The organism is Streptomyces sp. NPDC059897, from assembly GCF_042730865.1.
GTDB lineage: Bacteria > Actinomycetota > Actinomycetes > Streptomycetales > Streptomycetaceae > Streptomyces.
In genome coordinates this window covers 115,296-137,845 of record NZ_JBHWKQ010000020.1, presented here as the reverse complement: position 1 = coordinate 137,845, position 22,550 = coordinate 115,296, and the positions used below count along the sequence as shown (strand labels likewise).

The 22,550-nt window shown below is 71.2% G+C and carries 20 protein-coding genes; 5 read left to right on the top strand and 15 right to left on the bottom strand.

Annotation, left to right across the window (positions count from 1 at the left end; genetic code table 11):
• Positions 1–33: 33 nt before the first annotated feature.
• Positions 34–1,155, bottom strand: coding sequence for a succinyl-diaminopimelate desuccinylase (dapE, locus tag ACFV9W_RS22750; RefSeq protein WP_385763680.1), 1,122 nt, complete (start codon positions 1,153–1,155; stop codon positions 34–36).
• 62 nt (positions 1,156–1,217) lie between these two features.
• Here dapE and ACFV9W_RS22745 point away from each other — a divergent pair, with 62 nt between their 5' ends.
• Both ACFV9W_RS22745 and ACFV9W_RS22740 read left to right on the top strand, forming a co-directional pair.
• Entirely contained in the window at positions 1,218–2,159 is a 942-nt protein-coding gene (locus ACFV9W_RS22745; RefSeq protein ID WP_385763678.1) for a heavy metal transporter, read from the top strand.
• Between the two features lie 296 nt (positions 2,160–2,455).
• Entirely contained in the window at positions 2,456–2,884 is a 429-nt protein-coding gene (locus ACFV9W_RS22740; protein WP_385763676.1) for an ATP-binding protein, read from the top strand.
• 507 nt (positions 2,885–3,391) lie between these two features.
• On the opposite strand, the gene ACFV9W_RS22735 is transcribed toward ACFV9W_RS22740, so the two are convergent.
• Together ACFV9W_RS22735 and fdxA are read right to left on the bottom strand one after the other, a co-directional pair.
• Positions 3,392–4,495 carry a bifunctional succinyldiaminopimelate transaminase/glutamate-prephenate aminotransferase gene (locus ACFV9W_RS22735; RefSeq protein ID WP_385763674.1) on the bottom strand — a complete coding sequence of 368 codons (1,104 nt, stop codon included), beginning with the start codon at positions 4,493–4,495 and terminating at the stop codon, positions 3,392–3,394.
• Positions 4,496–4,605: 110 nt separating this feature from the next.
• Entirely contained in the window at positions 4,606–4,926 is a 321-nt protein-coding gene (gene fdxA / locus ACFV9W_RS22730) for a ferredoxin (protein WP_385763672.1), read from the bottom strand.
• A gap of 140 nt (positions 4,927–5,066) precedes the next feature.
• Between fdxA and ACFV9W_RS22725 the strand changes: the two genes are divergently transcribed.
• Together ACFV9W_RS22725 and ACFV9W_RS22720 are read left to right on the top strand one after the other, a co-directional pair.
• Positions 5,067–6,071, top strand: a complete 1,005-nt coding sequence (locus ACFV9W_RS22725; protein ID WP_385763670.1) for a GNAT family N-acetyltransferase — start codon at positions 5,067–5,069, stop codon at positions 6,069–6,071.
• An 82-nt stretch (positions 6,072–6,153) separates the two neighbouring features.
• Entirely contained in the window at positions 6,154–6,996 is an 843-nt protein-coding gene (locus ACFV9W_RS22720; protein WP_385763668.1) for a tetratricopeptide repeat protein, read from the top strand.
• Between the two features lie 115 nt (positions 6,997–7,111).
• Here ACFV9W_RS22720 and ACFV9W_RS22715 read toward each other — a convergent pair whose 3' ends face one another.
• The 4 genes from ACFV9W_RS22715 to ACFV9W_RS22700 all read right to left on the bottom strand — a co-directional run bounded on the left by ACFV9W_RS22715 (position 7,112) and on the right by ACFV9W_RS22700 (position 10,997).
• Positions 7,112–9,241, bottom strand: a complete 2,130-nt coding sequence (locus ACFV9W_RS22715; RefSeq protein WP_385763666.1) for a hypothetical protein — start codon at positions 9,239–9,241, stop codon at positions 7,112–7,114.
• Between the two features lie 153 nt (positions 9,242–9,394).
• A complete protein-coding gene (locus tag ACFV9W_RS22710; protein ID WP_385763664.1) occupies positions 9,395–9,865 on the bottom strand; it encodes a DUF6113 family protein in 471 nt (156 codons plus the stop codon).
• Positions 9,862–10,764: an N-acetyl-1-D-myo-inositol-2-amino-2-deoxy-alpha-D-glucopyranoside deacetylase gene (gene mshB, locus ACFV9W_RS22705; protein WP_385763662.1), complete on the bottom strand. Its 903-nt coding sequence runs from the start codon at positions 10,762–10,764 to the stop codon at positions 9,862–9,864. Before mshB ends, ACFV9W_RS22710 begins: the two co-directional genes overlap by 4 nt.
• Positions 10,765–10,802: 38 nt before the next feature.
• Entirely contained in the window at positions 10,803–10,997 is a 195-nt protein-coding gene (locus tag ACFV9W_RS22700; RefSeq protein ID WP_385763660.1) for a hypothetical protein, read from the bottom strand.
• A 163-nt stretch (positions 10,998–11,160) separates the two neighbouring features.
• Between ACFV9W_RS22700 and ACFV9W_RS22695 the strand changes: the two genes are divergently transcribed.
• Positions 11,161–13,278, top strand: a complete 2,118-nt coding sequence (locus ACFV9W_RS22695; protein ID WP_385763658.1) for a prolyl oligopeptidase family serine peptidase — start codon at positions 11,161–11,163, stop codon at positions 13,276–13,278.
• Positions 13,279–13,421: 143 nt separating this feature from the next.
• Here ACFV9W_RS22695 and ACFV9W_RS22690 read toward each other — a convergent pair whose 3' ends face one another.
• The 8 genes from ACFV9W_RS22690 to ACFV9W_RS22655 all read right to left on the bottom strand — a co-directional run bounded on the left by ACFV9W_RS22690 (position 13,422) and on the right by ACFV9W_RS22655 (position 22,441).
• Positions 13,422–14,570 (bottom strand): ABC transporter ATP-binding protein, encoded by a 1,149-nt coding sequence (locus ACFV9W_RS22690; protein ID WP_385763656.1) that lies wholly within the window; start codon positions 14,568–14,570, stop codon positions 13,422–13,424.
• On the bottom strand, positions 14,554–15,540 hold the full coding sequence (locus ACFV9W_RS22685) for an ABC transporter ATP-binding protein (protein WP_385763654.1): 987 nt from the start codon (positions 15,538–15,540) through the stop codon (positions 14,554–14,556). The genes ACFV9W_RS22690 and ACFV9W_RS22685 overlap by 17 nt, the downstream gene beginning before the upstream one ends.
• A gap of 5 nt (positions 15,541–15,545) precedes the next feature.
• Positions 15,546–16,469 (bottom strand): ABC transporter permease, encoded by a 924-nt coding sequence (locus ACFV9W_RS22680; protein WP_385763652.1) that lies wholly within the window; start codon positions 16,467–16,469, stop codon positions 15,546–15,548.
• Entirely contained in the window at positions 16,462–17,385 is a 924-nt protein-coding gene (locus ACFV9W_RS22675) for an ABC transporter permease (protein ID WP_385763650.1), read from the bottom strand. Before ACFV9W_RS22675 ends, ACFV9W_RS22680 begins: the two co-directional genes overlap by 8 nt.
• A gap of 36 nt (positions 17,386–17,421) precedes the next feature.
• A complete protein-coding gene (locus tag ACFV9W_RS22670) occupies positions 17,422–19,038 on the bottom strand; it encodes an ABC transporter substrate-binding protein (RefSeq protein WP_385763647.1) in 1,617 nt (538 codons plus the stop codon).
• A 198-nt stretch (positions 19,039–19,236) separates the two neighbouring features.
• Positions 19,237–20,364 (bottom strand): ABC transporter ATP-binding protein, encoded by a 1,128-nt coding sequence (locus ACFV9W_RS22665; protein WP_385763645.1) that lies wholly within the window; start codon positions 20,362–20,364, stop codon positions 19,237–19,239.
• A gap of 27 nt (positions 20,365–20,391) precedes the next feature.
• Positions 20,392–21,453 carry an ABC transporter ATP-binding protein gene (locus tag ACFV9W_RS22660; RefSeq protein ID WP_385763643.1) on the bottom strand — a complete coding sequence of 354 codons (1,062 nt, stop codon included), beginning with the start codon at positions 21,451–21,453 and terminating at the stop codon, positions 20,392–20,394.
• Between the two features lie 10 nt (positions 21,454–21,463).
• Positions 21,464–22,441 carry an ABC transporter permease gene (locus tag ACFV9W_RS22655; RefSeq protein ID WP_385763641.1) on the bottom strand — a complete coding sequence of 326 codons (978 nt, stop codon included), beginning with the start codon at positions 22,439–22,441 and terminating at the stop codon, positions 21,464–21,466.
• Positions 22,442–22,550 lie beyond the last annotated feature (109 nt).

Sequence of the window (22,550 nt, the reverse complement as noted above, 5' to 3'; positions counted from 1 at the left end):
CTACGCGGGTTACATACGAGGGACCTCGACGTATCAGGAAGCGGTGAGCCAGGCGGCCAGCCGCTTCTCGCCCTCCAGGATGAGCGAGGTGTCGACCCGCTCGTCGATCTTGTGCGCGAAGATCGGGTTGCCGGGGCCGTAATTGACCGCCGGAACGCCGAGCGCGCTGAACCGGGAGACGTCGGTCCAGCCGAACTTGGGGCGCACCTCGCCGCCCACGGCGGCCACGAAGGCGGCGGCAGCGGATGGGGCCTCCCCTGCTCGAGCGGAGCCGAGAGCTTGGGGACGGTTCAGGCCGGGCCTGGCGCCGCCCGTGTGGTCGTCGACGACGAACTCCTCGATGGGGCAGCCGGCGAAGAAGTCGCGGACGAACTGCTCGGCCTCGGCCATCGAGCGGTCGGGCGCGTAGCGGAAGTTGACCGTGACGGCGCACTCGTCGGGAATGACGTTCTTGGCGAGGCCGCCCTGGATGCCCACCGCGTTGAGGCCCTCGTGGAACTCCAGGCCGTCGACGACCGGCTTGCGCGGCTCGTAGGCGGCGAGGCGCTCCAGGATCGGGGACGCGGCGTGGATGGCGTTGCTGCCCATCCACGCGCGCGCGGAGTGGGCCCGCTCGCCCTTCGTCTTCAGGATGACGCGCAGGGTGCCCTGGCAGCCGCCCTCGACGTCGCCGTTCGTCCCCTCCAGGAGGATCGCGAAGTCGCCCTCCAGCCAGTCGGGGTGGGCGTCGGCCACATGCCCCAGACCGTTGAGGTGTGCGGCGACCTCTTCGTTGTCGTAGAAGACGAACGTGAGGTCGCGGTTGGGCTCGCGGACGGTCTGCGCGATCCGCAACTGGACCGCGACGCCCGCCTTCATGTCGCTGGTGCCGCAGCCCCACAGCACGCCGTCCTCGTCGAGCCGCGAGGGGACGTTGTCGGCGATCGGGACCGTGTCGATGTGGCCCGCGAGGATGATCCGCTCCTCGCGCCCCAGGTTCGTGCGGGCCACGATGTTGTTGCCGTGCCGGTCGACCGTGAGGTGCGGAAGCTCCCGCAGGACCTCCTCGATCGCGTCGGCGAGCTCCTTCTCAGCTCCGCTGGGCGAGGCGAAGTCGACCAACTGCGCCGTGAGGCGCGCGGCGTCCTGCGTGAGGTCAAGGGAGGTGCGGTCCATGGCGCCGAGCCTAATACCCATGGGGCGGGGGGCCTGTCAGTGGACTCCAGTACCTTGGACGCGTGCCTGAGCCCCCCACTCTCGTCCGGCGCGGCCGCCTCCTTCGTATCGGCGCGGCCGTCGTCGTGCTGCTCGCTGTGGCCACGTATGTGGCCGTGCAGTACGCCACCGGGGGCCGCTCCACGCCGAGATGCACGGTCGTCTCGGCGAACGGGGACGGGGCGACGTACGAGTTCACCTCCGAGCAGGCGGTGAACGCGGCGACGATCGCCGCCGTCGGCACCTCGCGCGGCATGCCCGAGCGCGCGGTCACGATCGCCCTCGCGACGGCGCTGCAGGAGTCGGGGCTGCGCAATATCGAGCACGGCGACCGGGACTCGCTCGGCCTGTTCCAGCAGCGCCCCACGAAGGGCTGGGGCACCGCGGACCAGATCATGGACCCGGCGTACGCGTCCGAGCGCTTCTACGCGCACCTGGCGGAGGTCCCCGGCTACTCGCGGCTCCCGCTGACCGCGGCCGCGCAGCGCGTGCAGCGCAGCGGCTATCCGCAGGCGTACGCGAAGCACGAGCCGGACGCCACGCTGCTGGCCGCCTCGCTGACGGGGCGCGCCGCCGCGTCGCTCACCTGCGACGGGCGGGCGGTCGGTGGCGACGGTGCGCGGGCGGGTGACCCCGCGCGCGTGCGGGCCGCGCTCGCGCGTGACTTCGGGCGGGACGTGGCGCCCGCGAAGGGGCCGGGCGAGGGTTCCGTCAGCGTTCCCGTGCCCGCCACCGTCGGCTCCACCGAGGGCGCGGAGCGGCAGCGCGGCTGGGAGCTGGCGCAGTGGGCGGTGGCCAACTCCTCGGCGCTGCGCATCGAGCGGGTCTCCTACGCGGGCCGCGAGTGGACCGCCGGCGAGTCCGGGGACAAGTGGCGCAAGGTGTCGTCCGCGAAGCGGGGCGGGCGGTCCGGTCCGGCGGCCTCGATGACCGTCGGCGAGGTCCGGATCGTCACGGGGCGGTAGTCCGGGCTCACCCGAACGGGTAATGCGGATCATCCCGGGTGGACGTCGGAGAGGCCCCTTCGAGTGAGGCGGGCCCCTGCCCCCAAGACCCTTGCGAGCGGGGCGCTGTAAGGGTTCTGCAGCGGTTGGCGATGCGTGCACTTTGCCCGTTTCTGCCCACAACTGATAATGCGACACATTGCGAACCCTTTACGTTTCCGACCCGCAACCTTCCCGGGGCCTGGGGCGGTTGTCACGGCGTCCGGTCGCCGCACGGCAACCGGGCACCACACGTTCTCTCCCGTCTAAGGAGCATCATGTCCCTCCCCCTGACCCGCCGGATCGCCCGTGCCGCGCTGCTCGTAGCGGCAGGAGCGGCACCCGTGGTCGGTGCGGCCGGCTCCGCGAGCGCCGTCGAGCTTCCGGCCACGTCGAACCTGGGCGGCGTGACCGCGCTGGACGGCGCGCACGTGGGCAGCACGGTCGACGGTGCGGCCCAGAACGCCACGGGTCTCGCCGGTCACACCGGTGGCAAGGCCGTCGAGAAGGCCGTTCCCGCGGCGGGCAAGGTCGTGGGCTCCGGCGCGAAGAAGGCGGCGCCGGCCGCGCAGGAGGCCGCGGGTGGGGCGGCCGGCAGCGCGGGTGACGTGCTCGGTGAGACGGCCGGTGCCGCGACGGATGGTGGGCTGCCGGTGGGTGGCGGCGGCCTCCCGACCGACTCGCTGGGCGGCCTTCCGATCGGCTGACCTCGGGTTTGACCGGAACGGGGTGCCGGGAGCGTACTGCTCCCCGGCACCCCGTTCTGCTGCCGTATCGGGGCGGGGCCCCGCGTCCCTGTTGCGCGGCACCGGGGCGCCGCCTTGCCCACCCTGCCGCCCAAGGCGGCAGATTGCCCAAGGCGGGGGCGGCCGACCGCAACGGGTGGGGAGCCGTCCTCGCGGCAGGTTGCCCAAGGCGTTGCGGTCGACCGCAACGGGTGGGGAGGCATCCTCGCGGCAGATCGCCCAAGGCGGTTGCAGTCGATCGTCGGGGGTGGGGAGCCGGGCCTGGCGGCGGCTCACCTCAGGCGGGGCGGCGCCCCGTGAGGCCGACGCCCCCGGAGGGGGCGGGTGGGTGGGAGGTGGGCGGGGGACGGAGAAAGGCGCGGGAGTGCCGGGCGGCGGGGCCTGTCCCGTCTCGCCCGGTTCGGCGCCGTCCCGGCCCTCACCACCCCGGTTCGCGCCGCCCCTGTCGGCGCCGCCCCGTTCGCCCCCTCAGGTCAGCCGTGCCACCGCTGCTGCCACCCGGGCGTCCGAGGCCGTCAGGGCCACGCGGACGAAGGTGGCGCCCGCCTCGCCGTAGAAGTCGCCGGGGGCCACCAGGATGCCGAGGTCGGCGAGCGCGGCGACCGTGTCCCAGCAGGACTCGTCGCGGGTGGCCCAGAGGTACAGGCTCGCCTCGCTGTGCTCGATGCGGAACCCGTGGGCCAGCAGAGCCGAGCGCAGCGCCTCGCGGCGGGCCGCGTAGCGCTCCCGCTGCACCCGCACGTGCTCGTCGTCGCCGAGCGCCGCGACGACCGCCGCCTGCGTCGGCGCGGAGGTCATCATGCCGCCGTGCTTGCGAATCTGGAGGAGCGGACCGAGCACGGAGGCGTCACCGGCGATGAACGCCGCGCGGTAGCCCGCCAGGTTCGAGCGCTTGGAGAGCGAGTGGACCGCGACCAGGCCCTCGTGCGAGCCGCCGTTGACGTCCGGGTGCAGGACCGAGACCGGGTCGGCCTCCCAGCCCAGCTCCAGGTAGCACTCGTCGGAGAAGACCAGGATGCCGTGCGAGCGCGCCCAGTCCACGATGCGCTTCAGCTCGTCCTTGGCAAGGACCCGGCCCGTGGGGTTCGACGGGGAGTTGAGCCACAGGAGCTTCAGGCCGGTCGGGTCGAGCTCGGTCGGGTCGTCGTAGACGACGTAGTCGGCGCGGGCCAGGCGGGCGCCCACCTCGTACGTCGGGTACGCGAGGCGCGGGTAGGCGACCTTGTCGCCCGGGCCGAGGCCCAGCTGGGTGGGGAGCCAGGCGACCAGTTCCTTGGAGCCGACGACCGGCAGCACGTTCGTGTGGTCGAAGCCGCGGGCGCCGAGGCGCCGTTCGCACCAGCCGACGAGCGCGTCGCGCAGCTCGGGGGTGCCCCAGACCGTCGGGTAGCCCGGCGAGTCCGCGGCGTCGACCAGCGCCTTCTGGATCAGCTCGGGCACCGGGTCGACGGGCGTGCCGACAGAGAGGTCGACGATGCCGTCCGGGTGCGCCGCGGCCGTCTTCTTGTACGGCTCCAGCTTGTCCCAGGGGAACGTGGGGAGGCGGTCGATGGGGGCCGGGACGGTGGACACCTGGTCAGCTCGCTCTCTTACGGGGTGGTGAACAAATGCCTCGGTCCCGTACGGCAGCCAGAGCCGTACGGGACCGGGGCAGCGCCTGTGCGTACCGCTGAACGCAGAAATTACTGGTTCTGCGGCGGCAGCTCGGCGATGAAGGGGTAGTCCTTGTCGATCAGGCCCATCTTCGAGGCACCACCGGGCGAACCGAGGTCGTCGAAGAACTCGACGTTCGCCTTGTAGTAGTCCTTCCACTCCTCAGGAGTGTCGTCCTCGTAGAAGATCGCCTCGACCGGGCAGACCGGCTCACAGGCACCACAGTCGACGCATTCATCCGGGTGGATGTACAAGGACCGCTTGCCCTCGTAGATGCAGTCGACCGGGCACTCCTCGATGCACGCCTTGTCCTTGACGTCGACACAAGGCTGCGCGATGACGTAGGTCACGCTGTCGTTCCTCCTCGATAGGGCGCTGGCGGGCCTCCGCAGGCTCCGCCGCCTGGCGCGCGGGAGCGCGGCGTCGTCGATGCCCGCCTCTAGTATCTCCGTTCCCGGGCATGATCCGAACAGGAGGGGTGGGGCGAGCTGTGGAATTCACTGCGGGCGGACGCCTGGAAGTCCGCATTTCAGCCGATGACGTGGGGAAACGCGTCTCTGTGCGACGGGTGAGCGGGGAGGGTTCCGCGGGTCGAAACTTCACTGACACCGTCGGAGTTCTCACATCGTGGAACAACGGTGTGCTCCTCATCACACGGAGGAACGGTGAAGGTGTGCGGATCGAGGAGTCCGCGCTGGTCGCGGGGAAGGTGGTGCCCGCGGCGCCCGCTCGTCGCCGCGGTCCCTCGGCCACGTATCCGGAGCTGGCCCGGGTCGCCTCGCGCGCGTGGCGGCCGATCGAGAGCGAGCGGCTCGGCGATTGGGAGTTGAGGGCCGCCGAGGGATTCACCCGGCGGGCCAATTCGGTGCTCCCTCTGGGGGACCCGGGACGTCCGCTCGACGACGCGCTGAGGCACGTACAGGAGTGGTACGCGGCCCGTGGACTTCCGGCGTACGCGCAGACGGCGACCGGGGCCGAGGGGGCGCAGGAGGTCCTGTGCGCCGGTCTCGAGGAGCGCGGCTGGGTGCGCGAGGTGAGCGCCGAGCTGCGGATCGCCGCGCTCGCGCCCATCGGTGACGCCCCGGACGCGCCGCGGGTGCGGCTGAGCCGGGAGCCGGACGAGGCGTGGCTCGCGCGCTACCAGCGCAAGGGGGCGAGCGAGGTCGCGCTGAAGGTGCTGTGCGCCGGGCCCTCGGTATGGTTCGCGACCGTGCCGGGAGACGGTGACGTGCCCGCCGCGATCGGGCGGTGCGTGGTCGACGGGCGGTGGGCCGGGTTCGCCGCCGTCGAGGTCGACCCCGCGCAGCGGCGCCAGGGGCTCGCCACGGACGTGATGGCGGCGCTCTCCCGGCAGGCGCTGGACGAGGGCGCGTCGGCGGCCTGGCTCCAGGTCGAGGCGGAGAACGAGGGGGCGCGCGCCCTGTACGACCGCCTGGGTTTCGCCACGCATCACGCGTACCACCACTACCGTGCTCCGGAACGGCGTGACGGTTGATGCCGTAGCGACGAAAGCCGTAGCGACGAATGCCGTACCCATTGCTGCCGTATCGATCGGCCTGAGAGGGCACGAGGCACGTATGTCCCCCCACCTGTCCCCCCGTTCCACGGAGCTGCGGCGGCGGTTCGCCGAGGAGGCGCGGGCCGAACGGCCCGATCTGGCGCAGCTGTGCCTGCTGCTCGCCGCGCAGGGCGACGCCGCGCTCGACGAGGCCGGCATGGACGCCGTGCAGATCGAGCTGGACGAGCTCGCGGGACGGCTGCCGTACCGGCCCGCCTCGCCGCACGCCTGGGCCACCGCGTGCGCGGAGCTGCTCGGCGCGCGGACCGGTTTCCGCGGCACGCCGAACGACTACCAGCGCCTCGAGTCGTCCCTCCTGCACGAGGTCGTACGGCGTCGCAGAGGGCTGCCGATCCTGTTGTCGGTGGTGTGGCTGGAGGTGGCGCGGCGGGCCGGGGCGCCGGTGTGCGGGGTGGCCCTGCCGGGGCACTTCGTGGTCGGCTTCGGCCCCGCCGATGAGCAGGTGCTGGCCGATCCGTTCGACGGCGGGCGGGTGCTGACGGGGGCCGACGCGCAGACGCTGGTGGCGGGGGCGACGGGCGGCCCGCTGGATCCTTCGATGCTCCAGCCCGCCGACCCGCTGGACGTGGTGCTGCGGATCCTCAACAACATCCGGGCGTGGGCGGCGACGCGGCCCGAGCGCTCCGACGTGTCGCTGTGGGCCGTGGAGCTGTCGCTGCTGCTGCCAGCGCACCCGGCGCGCCTGCGCTACGAGCGGGCCCAGCTCCTCGTACGGCGCGGGGACTTCGTGCACGGGGCGGTGGAGCTGGAGGCGTACGCGGACGTGGTCGGGGCCGTCGACGAGACGGCGGCGGAGTCGGTCCGGGAGCAGGCGCGGGCGGCCCGCGCGATGCTGAACTGAGCGGCCGGGGCACCGGGATCACGGCCGGGCGGCGGGGCCCTGTACCTCGCACGAGTCCCGCACGACGGATGCCGTGCGGGACTCGTGACGCGGGTGCGCGGGTGCGCGGGCGGAGCTACGAGGCGTTCGTCTGGATCTCCGCGGTGCGCTCGGCCGTCGTCTTGCCGAGCAGCGCCTTGCCGATGGCGGCGGCCACGTCCGTGGGCTGGACCGGCGTCTTCTTGCCGGTGCCGCGGGTGACGAGGACGCCGTCGAAGGTCGTGCCGTACAGCTTCTTGAGCTCCGGGAGGTTGTACTTCTCGACCAGCTTCCCGTTGACCGGCTGCACGCTGAGGATCTTCGGCAGCGACTTGTCCGGGCCGAACTGGATCGAGGCGCCGCCCGCCTTGACCGTGATCAGTCCGGACATCGCGGGCTCGGCGAACTGCTGCATTTTCCGGTCGACCTCGGCGTCCGAGATCGTCGGCTTCTGCGTCGACGTCGCCAGCGGGACGGCTCCGGACTCGCCGGTCTCGACCTGCGCGTGGTACGCGTCCTTGACGGCGGCCGACGACTGGGCGATGTCGAGCCCCTTGCCGGTCTTGCCGTAGACGGGAACGGCCTTGCCCGGCGCGAACTTGATCGTGCCCTCGCCGGACACCGCCGCGCCGCCCGCGGCCCGCTGCAGGGACGCGGCCAGCTTCTCCTCGTCGACGGGCATGACGGGGGCCACGACCCGCTCGTTGCCGAACAGCGAGCCGATCACCGAGACCGGGTTGTAGTCGCTGCCCGCGGCCGCCGCGACGGTCGACGCGGTGTCGAAGGAGAGGCCCGCCTGGGCCGGCTGCATCTCCACCGTCTTGCCGCCGACCTCCAGCTTCAGCGCCTGCTCGGTGCGCTCGCCGAGGGCGTTCTCCAGCTTGGTGGTCGCCTCGTCGCGGGTGCCGCCGCCGATGTCGACGCCCGCGACGGTGGTGCCCTTCGGCACGTCGGCGTGGTTCATCAACAGGCCCGCGCCGTACGCGACTCCGGCGAGGCCGACGACGCCCGCGCCGAGCAGCACCAGCTTGTTGCGGCCCTTCTTCTTCGGCGCGGGGGCGGACGGCACCGGGTCGGGCAGCTTCGGCGGGGTGTGCACGGCGGGGCCGTCCGGGCCCTGCTGGAACGGGTCGGAGGCGCCCGGCTTCTTGGGGCCGCCACCGGCCGAAGGGACGACCCGCATGCCGCTGGTGAGCGTGTCACCGGAGACGTTGCCACTGGAGGTGGTGCCGCCCGCGGGCGGCTCCGGGGCCGGCTTCTGCGGCGTGAGGATCGCGGTGTCGTCGCTCAGCCGCGGCGGCGACTGACCGGCGCCGACCGGCGGGTTGGGGGCGCTCGGCGGGACCATCGGGCCGTCGCCCGCGGCCGGGCCCGAGGTGGGGCCCGAAGGGCCGGTGCGGCCTTCGCCGCGGTCGGGCGCGCCCGGGTCCTGGTTGGCGGAGAAGAACGGCAGGTCGTCGCGGGGGCCGGGGCCGCCGCCTGAGCCGAGGGGGCCGGCCGCCACGGCGCCGGACACGTCGAAGCCGCCGGAGGAACCGCCGGACGGGCCGCCGGTGGGGCCGCCCATGGGGCCGTTGGCGGAGCCGCCGTTGGGGCCGCCCGTGGGGCCGCCCAGCGGGCCGCCCGAAGTGCCGGACGGGTTGCCGCCGTTGGAGGAACCCGGGGAGGGCGGCGTGGGCGCGCCTCCACCGGTGGCCGGACCGCCCGCGCCGGCCGTCGGCACCGCGCCGGTCGCCGGGCCACCCGCTCCGCCGCGCGACTTGCGCGGCGCGAACCAGTCGCTCGTCTTCTCCTTCTCCTCGCGCTGCGGCGCGGGAGCCGCGGGCGCGGACGCCTCGGGGGCGGCGGGCGCCGGGCCCGTGTCCGCCGGGCCGCCGTACGAGGTGGGCCCCGCGGGGCGGCCGCCCTGCGTCGGGTCCGGCGCGGGGGCGGCGTCGGCTCCCTGGCCGTTGCCGCTCTCCGGGTTGGCGTCGACGTCGCTCATCGGCGTCCGCATGACGACCGGCGGGATCGGCCGGGAACCGGGGATGTTGATCCGGATCCGGGTCGTCAGCGTCGTCTCGGTCTTCGGTGACTCCGGGGCGCCCTGGCCGCCCGGCGGCGTCGGACCGGCGTCGTCGGACGCCGCGCCCTGCGCGGGCGATCCGTACGGAGGCGTCCCCGACGGGTAGGCGGCAGCGCCGCGCCCCTGGGGCCCGGAGGACGAACTGTCAGTTTCACGACTCAAGGCAGGTTCTCCCGGTTGGCTCCGCCGCCCGTCTCGACCTCGCGCGGGCTGCTCGGCGGCGCGCACCACCATACTGGCCGCCGCCGGAAGTCACGGTGCGACGGATGACGAATCCGGAACGGCGGGCGCCGCACGACGCCCCGAGGTGCTCCGTCACTTCCCAAGTCGGGCGGCGGACGCGGGTGGTTGCCCCGGCAGCCAGAAGGTGGCACACATCACAGCGACTGCCATCCCTCCGAGGAGGAAGAGGTACGAGCCGGCTCCCGCGCCGAACAGGAAGTCGCCCTCGGGGCGGCTCGCGGTGAGCAGGATCACCGCGAGGACCCAGCCCGCGGCCGGTGCGACCGCGCCCGCGCGCCCCCGCGCAAGGCGCGCACCCCCGTGGAACAGCCCGGCCGCCCCGATGAGCGCGAGCAGCAACCCGCCCGGGAACCAGCCCCCTTGGACGAGTGCGCCGCCGACCGCGACGACCGCACCGAGGACGAAAAGGACGAGCAGGACAACCGTCCGCCCGGCTCCGAACCCGCTGAAGCTGAAGGGCAGGTCGACGTTCTGGGCCGCCGCCGCGCTGGGGGCCGCCTTTCCGCTGGACGCCGCGGCCCGCCGGTTCTTCTCGCCGCTCATCGCTCGGTCACTCCCTCAAGACCCTCGAACAGGTCCTTCTCGTACGGCGATCCGGGCTCGCCCCGCACCAACTCGTAGTACTCGATGTCGAACAGCGGCTGCGCGAGCTTGTTGGACAGCGCGAAGACGCCGCGGTCGTCCGGAACGGCGACCTGCGTGGCGTGCGCGCGCATCGCGGCCGCCTTCCGGTCCGCGTACGGCCGGCCGTCGATCACGGCGGTGATCCGCTCGTCGTCGACGACACCCGGCACGTCGGCCACCACGGCGGCGACGTCGAAGGGTGTGGTGCCGAGCACGCCCGCGAGCCACCGGAACCGCTCCTCGACGACCGTGCGCGGCACGCGGTTCCAGTAGACCTTGGCGATCGCGTGCGGCTCCCCGAGGTCGCGCCGGAAGGCGGTCTCGGCGGCGAGCTCGGCGGCGCGCATCGCGACGCGGTGGGCCTGGATGTGGTCCGGGTGCCCGTATCCCCCGTCGGGGTCGTACGTGATCAGGACCTGGGGGCGGGTCTCGCGGATCACGGCGACGAGGTGGGCCGCGGCCTCGTCGAGATCCGTGGCCCAGAAGGCGCCCTCCCGCTCGTTCTGCGGGGCGCCCATCATTCCGGAGTCGCGGAAACGTCCCGGACCGCCCAGGAAGCGGTGGTCGGTGACGCCGAGCTCCTTCATGGCGGCGGCCAACTCGCCGATCCGGTGCGGGCCGAGGATGTTCTCCCGGTCCGGGGCGAGATGGGCCAGTTCGTCCGGAATGACCTCGCCCTCTTCGCCGAGCGTGCAGGTCACCAGCGTGACCTGGGCGCCTTCGGCGGCGTACTTGGCCATGGTGGCGCCATTGTTGATCGACTCGTCGTCGGGGTGGGCGTGCACGAGGAGCAGGCGCCGACCTGGCTTTTCCGTCATACCCACAGCCTAGAACGCCCCGCCGACAGCGGGCGCGGCTAGAACTTGATGCCGCCGACCATGTCCGCCACGTTCGTCGTCAGCTCCGAGATCGTGGGAGCGATGGACGAACTCGCCAGGTAGAAGCCGAGGAGCACGCACACGATCGCGTGCCCCGCTTTCAGTCCCGACTTCTTGATCAGGATGAAGACGATGATCGCGAACAGCACCACGGCCGAGATCGAGAGTGCCACAGCGGTCCTCCTCCAAAGTGATCCGGTCGCCGACGGACTCGTACCCACACGCTGCTAACGATCATAACTATCCGTGCCCGCGCACGAGTCGCGATCAGGGAGCACACGATGCGACCGGGAGCGCACGGGGGCGCGCAGGCAACATCTCTCCTAGGCTGCCTGGATGACCATCGAGACCTTCCCCCGCCAGCACGCGCGTACCCAGCGCTTCACCCTGGGGGCGCCGCGGGCCTTCACCGTGGCGCCGGACGGCGAGCGTGTCGTCTTTCTGCGTTCCTCCTCGGGTACCGATCGGGCGAACGCGCTGTGGGTGCTTGACGTGGCGGACGGTCAGGAGCGGCTGGCCGCCGACCCGGTGGCGCTGCTCGGCGGGGCGGCGGAGAACCTGTCGGCCGAGGAGCGGGCCCGGCGCGAGCGCAGCCGCGAGGGCGGCGCGGGCATCGTGGGCTACGCGACGGACGCCGCCGCCGAGTTGGCCGCGTTCGCCCTGTCGGGGCGGCTGTTCACGGCCGAGCTGCGGGTCGGCACCGCGCGCGAACTGCGGGTGCCGGGACCCGTGTTGGACCCGCGCCCCTCCCCCGACGGGCTGCACATCGCGTACGTCTCCCGGGGCGCGTTGCGCGTCGTCGGCGCGGAGGGCGAGGGCGACCGGGCGCTCGCCGAGCCGGAGTCGGAGACCGTGACGTACGGGCTCGCGGAGTTCGCCGCGGCCGAGGAGATGTCCCGGTACCGCGGCCACTGGTGGTCACCCGGATCGGACCGCCTGCTCGTGGCCCGCGCCGACGACGCGGACGTGCGGCGCTGGTGGATCGCCGACCCCGCGCACCCGGACCGGGAGCCGGCCCGCGTCGCCTACCCCCGCGCCGGCACGCCCAACGCCGAGGTGCGGCTGTTCGCGTACGGCCTCGACGGCGGCCGCACCGAGATCACCTGGGACCGCAAGGCGTACCCGTACCTCGCGCGCGTGCACTGGTCCGCGGACGGCGCCCCGCTGCTCCTGGTCCAGGCCCGCGACCAGCGCAGCGCGCTCTACCTCGCGGTGAACACGGACGACGGTTCGACGCGCATGGTGCACGCCGACGAGGACGACGAGTGGCTGGAGCTGCTGCCCGGTGTGCCGTGCTGGTCGCCGAGCGGACAGCTCGTCCGGATCGCCGACGAGGGCGGCGCCCGGGTCCTCGCGGTGGGCGAACGTCCGCTGACCGGGCCCCAGTTGCACGTGCGCGCGGTGCTCGACGTGGGCGAGAGCGACGTCCTCGTCTCCGCCTCCGCCGGGGCCGACGCCGAGTCCCCCGAGACCGGCGAGGTGCACGTCTACCGGGTCAACGAACTCGGCACGCAGCGCGTCTCCGCGGAGCCCGGCGTGCACTCCGCGGTCCGCTCCGGGGACGTGACGGTCCTCGTCTCCGCCACACCCGACTCACCCGGCGCACGGGTGCGCGTGGAGCGCGCGGGCCAGGCCCCCGGGAAGGCGGTCACCATCGCCTCGTACGCCGACCGCCCGCTGCTCACCCCGCGCGTGACGCTCACGGAGGCCGCGGGCATCCCGTGCGCCGTGCTGCTCCCCTCCTCGTACGAGGAGGGGGACGGCCCGCTGCCGGTCCTCATGGACCCGTACGGCGGCCCGCACGGGCAGCGCGTCGTGGCGGCCCACAACCCGCACCTGACCTCGCAGTGGTTCGCCGACCAGGGCTTCGCGGTGATCGTCGCGGACGGGCGCGGCACGCCCGGCATCTCGCCCGGCCGCGAGAAGTCGATCCGCGGCGACTTCACGCTCACCCTCGACGACCAGGTCACGGCGCTGCACGCGCTCGCCGACCGGTTCCCGCTCGACCTGTCCAAGGTCGCGATGCGCGGCTGGAGTTACGGCGGCTATCTGTCGGCGCTCGCCGTGCTGCGCCGCCCCGACGTCTTCCACGCGGGCATCGCGGGCGCCCCGGTCACGGACTGGCGGCTGTACGACACGCACTACACGGAGCGCTACCTGGGCGACCCGGCCACGTCCCCTCAGACGTACGCGAAGAGTTCCGTGGTGACCGACGACGGGCTCACGGACGCCGCCGATCAGCACCGGCCGATGCTGATCGTGCACGGGCTCGCGGACGACAACGTCGTGGTGGCGCACGCCCTGCGGCTGTCCTCGGCGCTGCTCGCGGACGGCCGCCCGCACGAGGTCCTTCCGCTGTCCGGCGTGACCCACATGACACCGCAGGAGCAGGTCGCCGAGAATCTGCTGCTGCTCCAGGTCGACTTCCTGAAGCGGTCGTTGGGCCTGTCCTGAAGACAGGTCCGGGCCGGAGCGACATGGCGCGCTCCGGCCCGGCTCTACGGCACCCGCACGGCCGTACGCGACACACTCTGGCGCGGTCGCGTATCGGCGCCGCTTCGACCGCATTGCCCGCGTGTAAAGACCCGTCAGGCGCCCTACTCCGTCGGCACGACGTGCTTCTCTTCCGCGAAGTGGCAGGCCGACGGGTGGCTCGCCGGGGTGTCGCCGCCCTTGAAGACCTCGGGCACGGCCAGCAGCGGCGCCTCGTCCGCGCACTTCTGCTGCGCCTTCCAGCAGCGCGTACGGAAGCGGCAGCCGGAGGGCGGGTTGGCCGGCGAGGGCACGTCCCCGGCGAGCAGGATGCGCTCGCGGCCCTCGCGCGCCTCCGGGTCGGGCACCGGCACCGCGGACAGCAGCGCCTGCGTGTAGGGGTGCGTCGGGTGGTCGTAGATCTCGGCGTCCGAGCCGATCTCGGCGATCCGGCCGAGGTACATCACGCCGACCCGGTCGGAGATGTGCCGCACGATCGACAGGTCGTGGGCGATGAACACGTACGACAGGTCGAACTCGTTCTGGAGCCGGTCCAGGAGGTTGACCACCTGCGCCTGCACCGACACGTCGAGCGCGGACACCGGCTCGTCCGCGACGATGATCTCGGGGCGCAGCGCGAGGCCGCGCGCGATGCCGATGCGCTGGCGCTGGCCGCCGGAGAACTGGTGCGGGTACCGGTTGATGTACTCCGGGTTGAGCCCGACGACGTCGAGGAGGTCCTGGACCTTCTTCCTGCGGTCGCCCTTCGGGGCCACCTCGGGATGGATCTCGTACGGCTCCCCGATGATGTCGCCGACCGTCATCCGGGGGTTGAGGGACGTGTACGGGTCCTGGAAGACCATCTGGATGTTGCGGCGGACCGCCTTCAGGGCACGCCCCGACAGCGTACTGATGTCCTCGCCCTTGTACTTGATGACGCCGGCCGTCGGCCGCTCCAGGTTGACCAGCATCTTCGCGACGGTCGACTTGCCGCAGCCGGACTCGCCCACGATGCCGAGCGTCTCGCCCTGCCCCAGGTCGAAGTCGACGCCGTCGACGGCCTTCACCGAGCCGATCTGCTTCTTGACGAGGATGCCCCTGGTGAGCGGGTAGTGCTTGGTGAGGCCGCGGACCTGGAGGAGGGGTTCGTGTCCCGAGACCGAGCCGTTCTCCGCGTAGTCGTTCTCGGCCTGCGCCTTGTGGAGGAGGTGCGTGGCGATCCTGCCCTCGCGCTTCAGGTCGTCCTTGCTCACGTGCTTACCGTGTTGCGGCATCGAGCGTCTCCTTCCAGAAGTGGCAGGCGCTGCGGCGGTCCTCCGAAACACGGGCGAGCGGCGGGACGTCGGTGCGGCAGACGTCCCGGGCCATCGGGCAGCGCGGGTTGAAGGCGCAGCCCGGCGGGATGTTCATGAGGTTCGGCGGGAGCCCCTTGATGGCGAAGAGCTCCTGCCCCTTCTGGTCGAGGCGCGGGATCGATTCGAGGAGGCCCTTGGTGTACGGGTGGGCGGGCGCCTTGTAGATCTCGTGGACCGGCGCCTGCTCGACGATCCGGCCCGCGTACATCACGGCGATCTTGTCGGCGACGTCCGCGACCACCCCGAGGTCGTGGGTGATGAGGATGAGCCCCATGTTGAGCTCGCGCTGCAGCTCGGCGAGGAGGTCCATCACCTGGGCCTGCACGGTCACGTCGAGCGCCGTCGTCGGCTCGTCCGCGATGATCAGCGAGGGCTCCAGGGCGAGCGCCATCGCGATCATGATGCGCTGGCGCATGCCGCCGGAGAACTGGTGCGGGTACTGGCTCACCCGCTCCTTCGCGGCCGGGATGCGCACCCGGTCCATCAGCTCGACGGCCCTGGCCCGCGCGTCCTTCTTCGACATCCCCTTGTGGACGACGAACATCTCGCCGAGCTGCTCCCCCACCGTGAGCACGGGATTCAGCGAGGACAGCGCGTCCTGGAAGATCATCGCCATCTCGGCGCCGCGGATCCTCCGCCGCTCCTCCTCCTTGAGCTTCAGCAGGTCCCGGCCCTTGAAGAGGATCTCGCCGCCGGAGATCCGGCCCGGCGGCATGTCGAGGATGCCCATCACGGCCTGCGCGGTGACGGACTTGCCGGAGCCCGACTCGCCGAGCACGGCGAGCGTCTCGCCCTCGTCGACGGTGTAGTTGACGCCGTTGACCGCCTTGGCGACGCCGTCGCGGGTACGGAACTCGACGTGCAGGTCGCGTACTTCGAGCAAGGGCATGGGCGCTACCTCAGCTTGGGGTCGAGGGCGTCGCGCACCGCGTCGCCGAGCATGATGAACGCCAGGACCGTGAGGGCCAGCGCGCCCGCCGGGTACAGCAGCATGTGCGGGGCGTTGCGGATGTACGGGGCGGCGTTGGAGATGTCGATGCCCCAGGAGACCGCGGGCGGCTTGAGGCCGACGCCGAGGAACGACAGCGTCGCCTCCAGGGCGATGTACGTGCCGAGCGCGATGGTCGCGACGACGATCACCGGGGCGACGGCGTTCGGCAGGATGTGGCGCAGCAGGATCCGGGAGTTGGAGGCGCCGAGGGTGCGCGCCGCGTGCACGTAGTCGTTCTCCTTGACCGTGATGACGGAGCCGCGGGCGATGCGGGAGATCTGCGGCCAGCCGAGCAGCACGATGAACCCGACCACCGGCCACACCGTAGTCGACGTGACCACCGACAGCAGGACCAGGCCCCCGAGGATGACCGGGATGCCGAAGAAGATGTCGGCGACGCGGGACAGCAGGGCGTCCGCCCACCGCCCGAAGAACCCGGCGAGCGCGCCCAGGATGCCGCCGAGCAGCGCCACCCCGGCCGTCGCGCACACGCCGACGGTGATCGAGGCCCGGGCCCCGTACACGGTGCGCGTGTAGACGTCGCAGCCCTGGGCGTCGTAGCCGAAGGGGTGTCCCGAGGTGGAGGTGTCCTGGCCGTGCGCGAGGTCGCAGTCGTTCGGGTCGCCGCTCGCGAGCAGCTGCGGCCAGATCGCGACGATCACCAGGAACAGGATGATCAGCGCCGAGACGATGAAGACCGGGTTGCGGCGCAGCGAGCGCCAGGCGTCCGACCACAGGGAGCGCGCGGGCCCCTCCGCGCCGCCGCCCTCGGGCGCGCCCGGCGTCAGCTGGGCCTCGACGGTGACCGGGGTGACGGGCTCAGGCATAGCGGATCCTCGGGTCAAGGACGGCGTAGAGCAGGTCGACGATGAGGTTGGCGAGCAGGAAGACGATCACCAGAACGGTCACGAAGCCGACCACGGTCGGCGAGGACTGGTGCAGGATGCCCTGGTAGAGCTGGTAGCCGACGCCGCGGATGTTGAAGATCCGCTCGGTCACGATGGCCCCGCCCATCAGGGCGCCGATGTCGGTGCCGATGAAGGTGACCACCGGGATCAGTGAGTTGCGCAGCAGGTGCCGCCAGATGATGCGGCGCCGCGGCAGGCCCTTGGCGACGGCGGTGCGGACGTAGTCGGAGCGGGCGTTCTCGGCGACGGACGTGCGGGTCAGCCGGGTGACGTACGCGAGGGAGACCGAGGCGAGGACGAGGCCCGGCAGGATCAGCTCGCTCAGCGGCGCCTCGTACGCCACCGAGGGCTTGACGATCCCCCACTGCATGCCGAACAGGAGCTGGGCGACGAGGCCGGTCACGAACGTCGGCACCGAGATCACGACCAGGGTCAGGACGAGCACGCCCGTGTCGATGGGCTTGCCGCGGCGCAGTCCTGTGATGACGCCGAGGCCGATGCCGATGACGATCTCGAAGACGATCGCCACGAACGTCAGCTTGATGGTGACGGGGTAGGCGCGCAGCATCAGGTCGGCGACGGAGTCCCCGTTGAAGGCGGTGCCGAAGTCGCCCTGGAAGATGTTGCCGAGGTAGATCAGGTACTGCTGCGCCAGCGGCTTGTCGAGGTTGAACTGCTCGCGCAGCGCCGCCTGGGTGGCCGGGTCGCAGGCCTTGTCGCCGCAGAGCGCCGCCGTCGGGTCGCCCATGACGTTGACCATGAGGAAGATCAGCAGCGTGGTGCCGATGAACACCGGGATCATCTGCAGCAGCCGTCGGATCACATAACGCCCCACAGCACCTCCCTCAGGTCACCCGAGCGGTCGCGGTTCTCAGTCACTGACGGTCATCTCCTCGAAGACCGGCACGCTGAAGGGGTTGAGCTTCACGTCGTGCACGCGGGTGCCGTAGACGGCGGTGCCGTTCTGGTACCAGAGCGGGATGGCCGGCAGCTGCTCGGCGAGGATCCGCTCGGAGTCCTGGAAGTCCTTGATGGCGCTCTTCGGGTCCGGGTCCGCGTTGGCCTTGTTGATCAGCGCGTCGAACTCCTTGTTGCTCCACTTGCCGTCGTTGCTGGGGGCGCCCGTGGTGTAGACGGGCTGGAGGAAGTTCTGGATCAGCGGGTAGTCCATCTGCCAGCCGCTGCGGAACGGGCCGCTGAACTTGCCGCTCTGGATCTGCGTACGGAAGTCGGCGAAGGTGCCCACCGGGTTGCCGACGCAGGACTTCGAGTTGCCCATGACGCGGTTGACGCTGTTGCAGATGGCGTCGATCCACTGCTTGTGGTTGCCGGTGTCGGCGTTGTAGCTGAGGACGAGCTTGCCGCCGGGGAAGCCGCCGCCCTCGTCGATCAGCCGCTTGGCCTCCTTCGGGTTGTACTCGCAGCGGTCGCCGCAGATCTCCGGGTTGTAGCCGCCCTCCTCGCGGAGCACCGGGGACGTCCAGTCCTTCGCCGGGATCCGGGTCTTCTGGAAGATCTTGTCGGTGATCTGCTCGCGGTTGATGGCGAGCGAGATGCCCCGGCGGACCTTGAGGGCGTCGGCGGTGGCCCACTCCTTGTCGTACATCGGGAACATCAGCGTCTGGATGATGCCGGCCGGGGTGTTGATGTACCGGTCGTCGATGTCCTTGTGGAGATTGCTGAGCTGCTCGGCGGGGACGGCGTCGGTCACGTCGAGCTGGCCGGCCACGACATCGGTGTACGCGGTGTTGTCGTCGGTGTAGACGAGCAGGTCGACGCCCTTGTTGCGGGGCTCGGTGCCGTTGTACTCGTCGTTGAGACGCAGCTGCATGCGGCCGCCGCGCTCGTAGTTCGTCACCGCGTACGGGCCGTTGCCGAAGGGCTTCTCCAGCCACTCGTCGTGGTCGGTGAAGAACTTCTTCGGCAGCGGGGAGAAGGCGGCGTAGCCGAGCATGTCGGGGAAGAGCGAGAACTTCTGGTTGAGCTTCACCGTGAAGTGCGTGTCGTCGACGACCTTGAGCCCGGACAGCTTCTTCGCGGTGGGCTTGCCCTTGACGGGGTGGACCTTGTCGTAGCCGTCGATGTAGCCGAAGAAGTCGGCGCCGATCTGCGCGTTGGGCAGGTAGGCGGCGTAGTTCCAGGCGTCGACGAAGGACTGCGAGGTGACCTTGGTGCCGTCCGCGAACTTCCAGCCGTCCTTCAGGGTGACCTTGAAGTTCTGCGCGTCGTCGCTGGTGATCGACTTGGCGACGGCGTACTTGGGCTCGGCCGTTTCCGGGTCGTAGATCTTGAGCCCCCGGAAGATCATGTCGAGGACCTTGCCGCCGTTGACCTCGTTGGTGTTCGCGGGCTCCAGCGGGTTCTGCGGGTCGCCCCACTTCGCCCGCACGATGCCCGACTCGGTGGCCGTGGCACCGCAGGACGCGAGCCAGGGCACGCCCAGTACCAGGGCGGCGGCCAAGGCGCCGGTACGCAGGCCGAGGCGCATCAAAGTCCTCCAGAGGCGGTACGGGGACGAGCCTTGCGCCTATTGGAACCGTGAAGGACCGGATACGCCTGTTATGTCACCCATCTGAGGGCAAGGGGGACGACGGCCCCGGCGCCGGACATGCCGCTGCCCGGCGCCGGGGCGAACACCGGGCCGGGCAGCGGAGGAAGCCGGACGTCAGAGCCTGTTCACCGGCTCTCAGGACTTGTCGTCGTCCTCCAGGGCCGCGAGGGCCGGGTCGAGGACGATGTCCTCGGCGCGCGCCTCGATGCTCGGGTCCTCCGGGAAGTGGCAGGCCGTGAGGTGGCCCGACGCGTTGCCGGAGAGCTGGACCAGCGGGGGCTCCTCCGTGGCGCACTTGTCCTGCGCCTTCCAGCACCGCGTGCGGAACCGGCAGCCGGACGGCGGCATGATCGGGGAGGGCACGTCGCCCTCCAGACGGATCCGCTCCCGCTTGTCGGCGTCGAGGTCCGCGTCCGGCACGGCCGACATCAGCGCGTGCGTGTACGGGTGCCGCGGCCGGTTGTAGAGCGAGTCGCGGTCCGCGATCTCCATGATCTTGCCGAGGTACATCACGGCGACCCGCTGCGAGAAGTGCCGCACGATGGCCAGGTCGTGGGCGATGAAGACGAACGCGATGCCCATCTCCCGCTGAACCTCCTGGAGAAGGTTCACCACCTGCGCCTGGATCGACACGTCGAGCGCGGAGACCGGCTCGTCCGCCACGATCAGCTTCGGCTCCAGGGCCACCGCGCGGGCGACGCCGATGCGCTGGCGCTGACCGCCGGAGAACTCGTGCGGGAAGCGGTTGTAGTGCTCCGGGTTCAGGCCCACGATCTCCAGGAGCTCGCGCACCCGCTTCTCCCGGCCACCGGGCGGGTTGATGCCGTTGATCTCCATCGGGCCCGCGATGATCGAACCGACCGTCTGCCGCGGGTTCAGCGAGGCGTACGGGTCCTGGAAGATCATCTGGATCTCGGACCTGATCGGCGCCAGCTGCCTGCGGTTCGCGTGGCTGATGTCCTGGCCCTTGTACGTGATCGTGCCCTGCGTGGGCTCGTACAGGCGGGTCAGGAGGCGGCCCGTGGTCGACTTGCCGCAGCCGGACTCGCCGACCAGGCCCAGGCTCTCGCCGGCGTGGACCTCGAAGTCCACGCCGTCGACGGCCTTGACCGCACCGACGGTGCGGCGGATCGGGAAGCCGCCCTTGATCGGGAAGTGCTTCTGCAGTCCCCGGACCTGGAGCAGCGGCTCGGTGTCGCGGTCGCGCTGGCCGGGGATCGCGTCGGCGACCGCCGTGGTGGTGTTGCTCTTGTTGTCGCTCATGGTCATGCCCCAGTCGCCGGTTTCAGCTCAGCCCAGCCGGGGCTGAATCGTCTCGATGAACACCTGCTGCTTCTGGTCCGCCGTCAGGTGGCAGGCGGAACCGCGCCCCGCCGGGAGGGCCGGACGCTCGCCCGAGCAGCGCTCGCCGGACACCTTGTCGGTGAAGGCGCAGCGCGGGTGGAACGGGCAGCCCGAGGGCGGGTTGAGCAGCGACGGCGGCGAGCCGGGGATCGGCAGCAGCGGCTCGTCGATGTCCGAGGTCAGTCGCGGCATCGAGCCCAGCAGGCCCCAGGTGTAGGGGTGCTGGGGCTGCTTGAGCACCTCGCGCACGCTGCCCCGCTCGACGGCCCGGCCCGCGTACATGACGAGCAGGTCGTCGGCCATGTTCGCGACGACGCCCAGGTCGTGCGTGATCATGATGATCGCGGAGCCGAACTCCTGCTGAAGATCCTTGAGCAGGTCGAGGATCTGCGCCTGGACCGTCACGTCGAGGGCCGTGGTCGGCTCGTCGGCGATGAGCAGTTCGGGGTTGCAGGCCAGCGACATGGCGATCATGGCGCGCTGGCGCATACCGCCGGAGAACTGGTGCGGGTAGTCGTCGACGCGCTGCTTGGGCTGCGGGATGCCGACCTTCTCCAGCATCTCGATGGCCCGGTCCCGGCCCTCCTTCTTGGAGGCGCCGGTGTGCTTGCGGAACGGCTCGGCGATCTGCCGGCCCACCGTGTAGTACGGCGAGAGCGCGGTCAGCGAGTCCTGGAAGATCATCGCCATCTTGTTGCCGCGGAGCTTCTCCATCTCGGGCTCCGTGGCGGTGAGGAGCTCCTTGCCGTCGAGGAGGATCTCGCCGTCGATGGTGGTGTTCTTCTTGGGGTGCAGGCCGAGCACGGTCAGGTTGGTGACCGACTTGCCGGAGCCGGACTCGCCGACGATGCCGAGCGTCTTGCCGCGCTCGAGGTCGAAGGAGAGGCCGTCCACCGCCTTGACGGCGCCGTCCTCTGTGGAGAACTGCACCCGCAGGTCGCGTACCGACAAGAACGCGTCGGAACCGGTCGGGGCCGGGGCGCCCTCGGGCTTGGTGAGTGTGGTCACGGGAGTTCTCCTAGGACAGCCGCACGCGCGGGTCGATCACGGCGTACAGGGCGTCCACTACGACATTGCAGAGGATGATGAAGGCGGCGCTGATCAGCATGACGCCCATGAGGACCGGCAGGTCCTTGTTGACGACCGAGTCGATCGCGAGCCGCCCCATCCCCGCGAGGTTGAAGGTCAGTTCGGTGACCATGCCGCCGCTGAGCAGCGAGGCGATGTCCATGCCGAGGATGGTGATGATCGGGATGAGCGAGCCCCGCCAGGCGTACCGGAAGAAGACGAAGCGACTGCTCATGCCCTTGGCCTTGGCGGCCCTGACGTGCTCCTCCTGGAGCTGCTCGATCATCGAGGAGCGCGACATGCGCGTGTAGTTGGCGGTGAAGATCGTCGCCATCACGACCCAGGGGATCAGCAGACCCATGAACCAGGACGCCGGATTCTCCGTGAACGGCACCCACTTGGGCGCCTTCAGCCAGCCGGTGCTGTAGACGAAGATGCCCATCACGATCGGGCCGAGCAGGTAGATCTGGAACGAGCTGGTCACCAGGGAGGCGCCGGAGAAGAGCTTGTCGATCCAGGTGCCGCGGTAACGGGCGGCCACCAGACCCGCGCCCAGACCCGCGATGAGGAAGACGACCAGGCCGCCGAGCATGAGCGAGAGGGTCAGCGGGAGACGGTCCATCATCGTGTCCCAGACCATCTGGTTGTTCCGGAACGAGACGCCGAAGCACGGGGCGTCGCAGTGGCCCACCGCGAAGTCACGGCCGACGAAGATCCCCTTGAGGAACTCCCAGTACTGCACCGGAACCGGCTGGTCGAGCCCCAGGTTCTTGTGGATGATCGCCAGCGCGTCCGGGGTGCAGTTCTTGCCGCACGCGAGCGTCGCCGGGTCCTGTGGGATGGCGAAGTACATGAAGAACGTGAAGGCGCTGATCAGCAAGAGGATGAGTGCTGCGCCAGACGTCCGGCGTATGAGAAATCGAAGCATGGCAGAAAGCTGCTCTCAGGACGGCGGCGGTGGGAGACCAGGAGGGGGTGTGCGGCGGCCCGGGGGCGAGAGCTCCGCCGCGCTCTCACCCCCGGGAACTGCCTTGTGC

What these genes read in the sequence shown, in the direction of transcription:
- ACFV9W_RS22655 (WP_385763641.1), bottom strand. Translation starts at nt 22,441, where the DNA reads ATGCTTCGATTTCTCATACGCCGGACGTCTGGCGCAGCACTCATCCTC.
- mshB (WP_385763662.1), bottom strand. Translation starts at nt 10,764, where the DNA reads ATGACGGAAAAGCCAGGTCGGCGCCTGCTCCTCGTGCACGCCCACCCC.
- ACFV9W_RS22665 (WP_385763645.1), bottom strand. Translation starts at nt 20,364, where the DNA reads ATGAGCGACAACAAGAGCAACACCACCACGGCGGTCGCCGACGCGATC.
- ACFV9W_RS22720 (WP_385763668.1), top strand. Translation starts at nt 6,154, where the DNA reads ATGTCCCCCCACCTGTCCCCCCGTTCCACGGAGCTGCGGCGGCGGTTC.
- ACFV9W_RS22695 (WP_385763658.1), top strand. Translation starts at nt 11,161, where the DNA reads ATGACCATCGAGACCTTCCCCCGCCAGCACGCGCGTACCCAGCGCTTC.
- ACFV9W_RS22680 (WP_385763652.1), bottom strand. Translation starts at nt 16,469, where the DNA reads ATGCCTGAGCCCGTCACCCCGGTCACCGTCGAGGCCCAGCTGACGCCG.
- ACFV9W_RS22690 (WP_385763656.1), bottom strand. Translation starts at nt 14,570, where the DNA reads ATGCCGCAACACGGTAAGCACGTGAGCAAGGACGACCTGAAGCGCGAG.
- dapE (WP_385763680.1), bottom strand. Translation starts at nt 1,155, where the DNA reads ATGGACCGCACCTCCCTTGACCTCACGCAGGACGCCGCGCGCCTCACG.
- ACFV9W_RS22740 (WP_385763676.1), top strand. Translation starts at nt 2,456, where the DNA reads ATGTCCCTCCCCCTGACCCGCCGGATCGCCCGTGCCGCGCTGCTCGTA.
- ACFV9W_RS22685 (WP_385763654.1), bottom strand. Translation starts at nt 15,540, where the DNA reads ATGCCCTTGCTCGAAGTACGCGACCTGCACGTCGAGTTCCGTACCCGC.
- ACFV9W_RS22710 (WP_385763664.1), bottom strand. Translation starts at nt 9,865, where the DNA reads ATGAGCGGCGAGAAGAACCGGCGGGCCGCGGCGTCCAGCGGAAAGGCG.
- ACFV9W_RS22670 (WP_385763647.1), bottom strand. Translation starts at nt 19,038, where the DNA reads ATGCGCCTCGGCCTGCGTACCGGCGCCTTGGCCGCCGCCCTGGTACTG.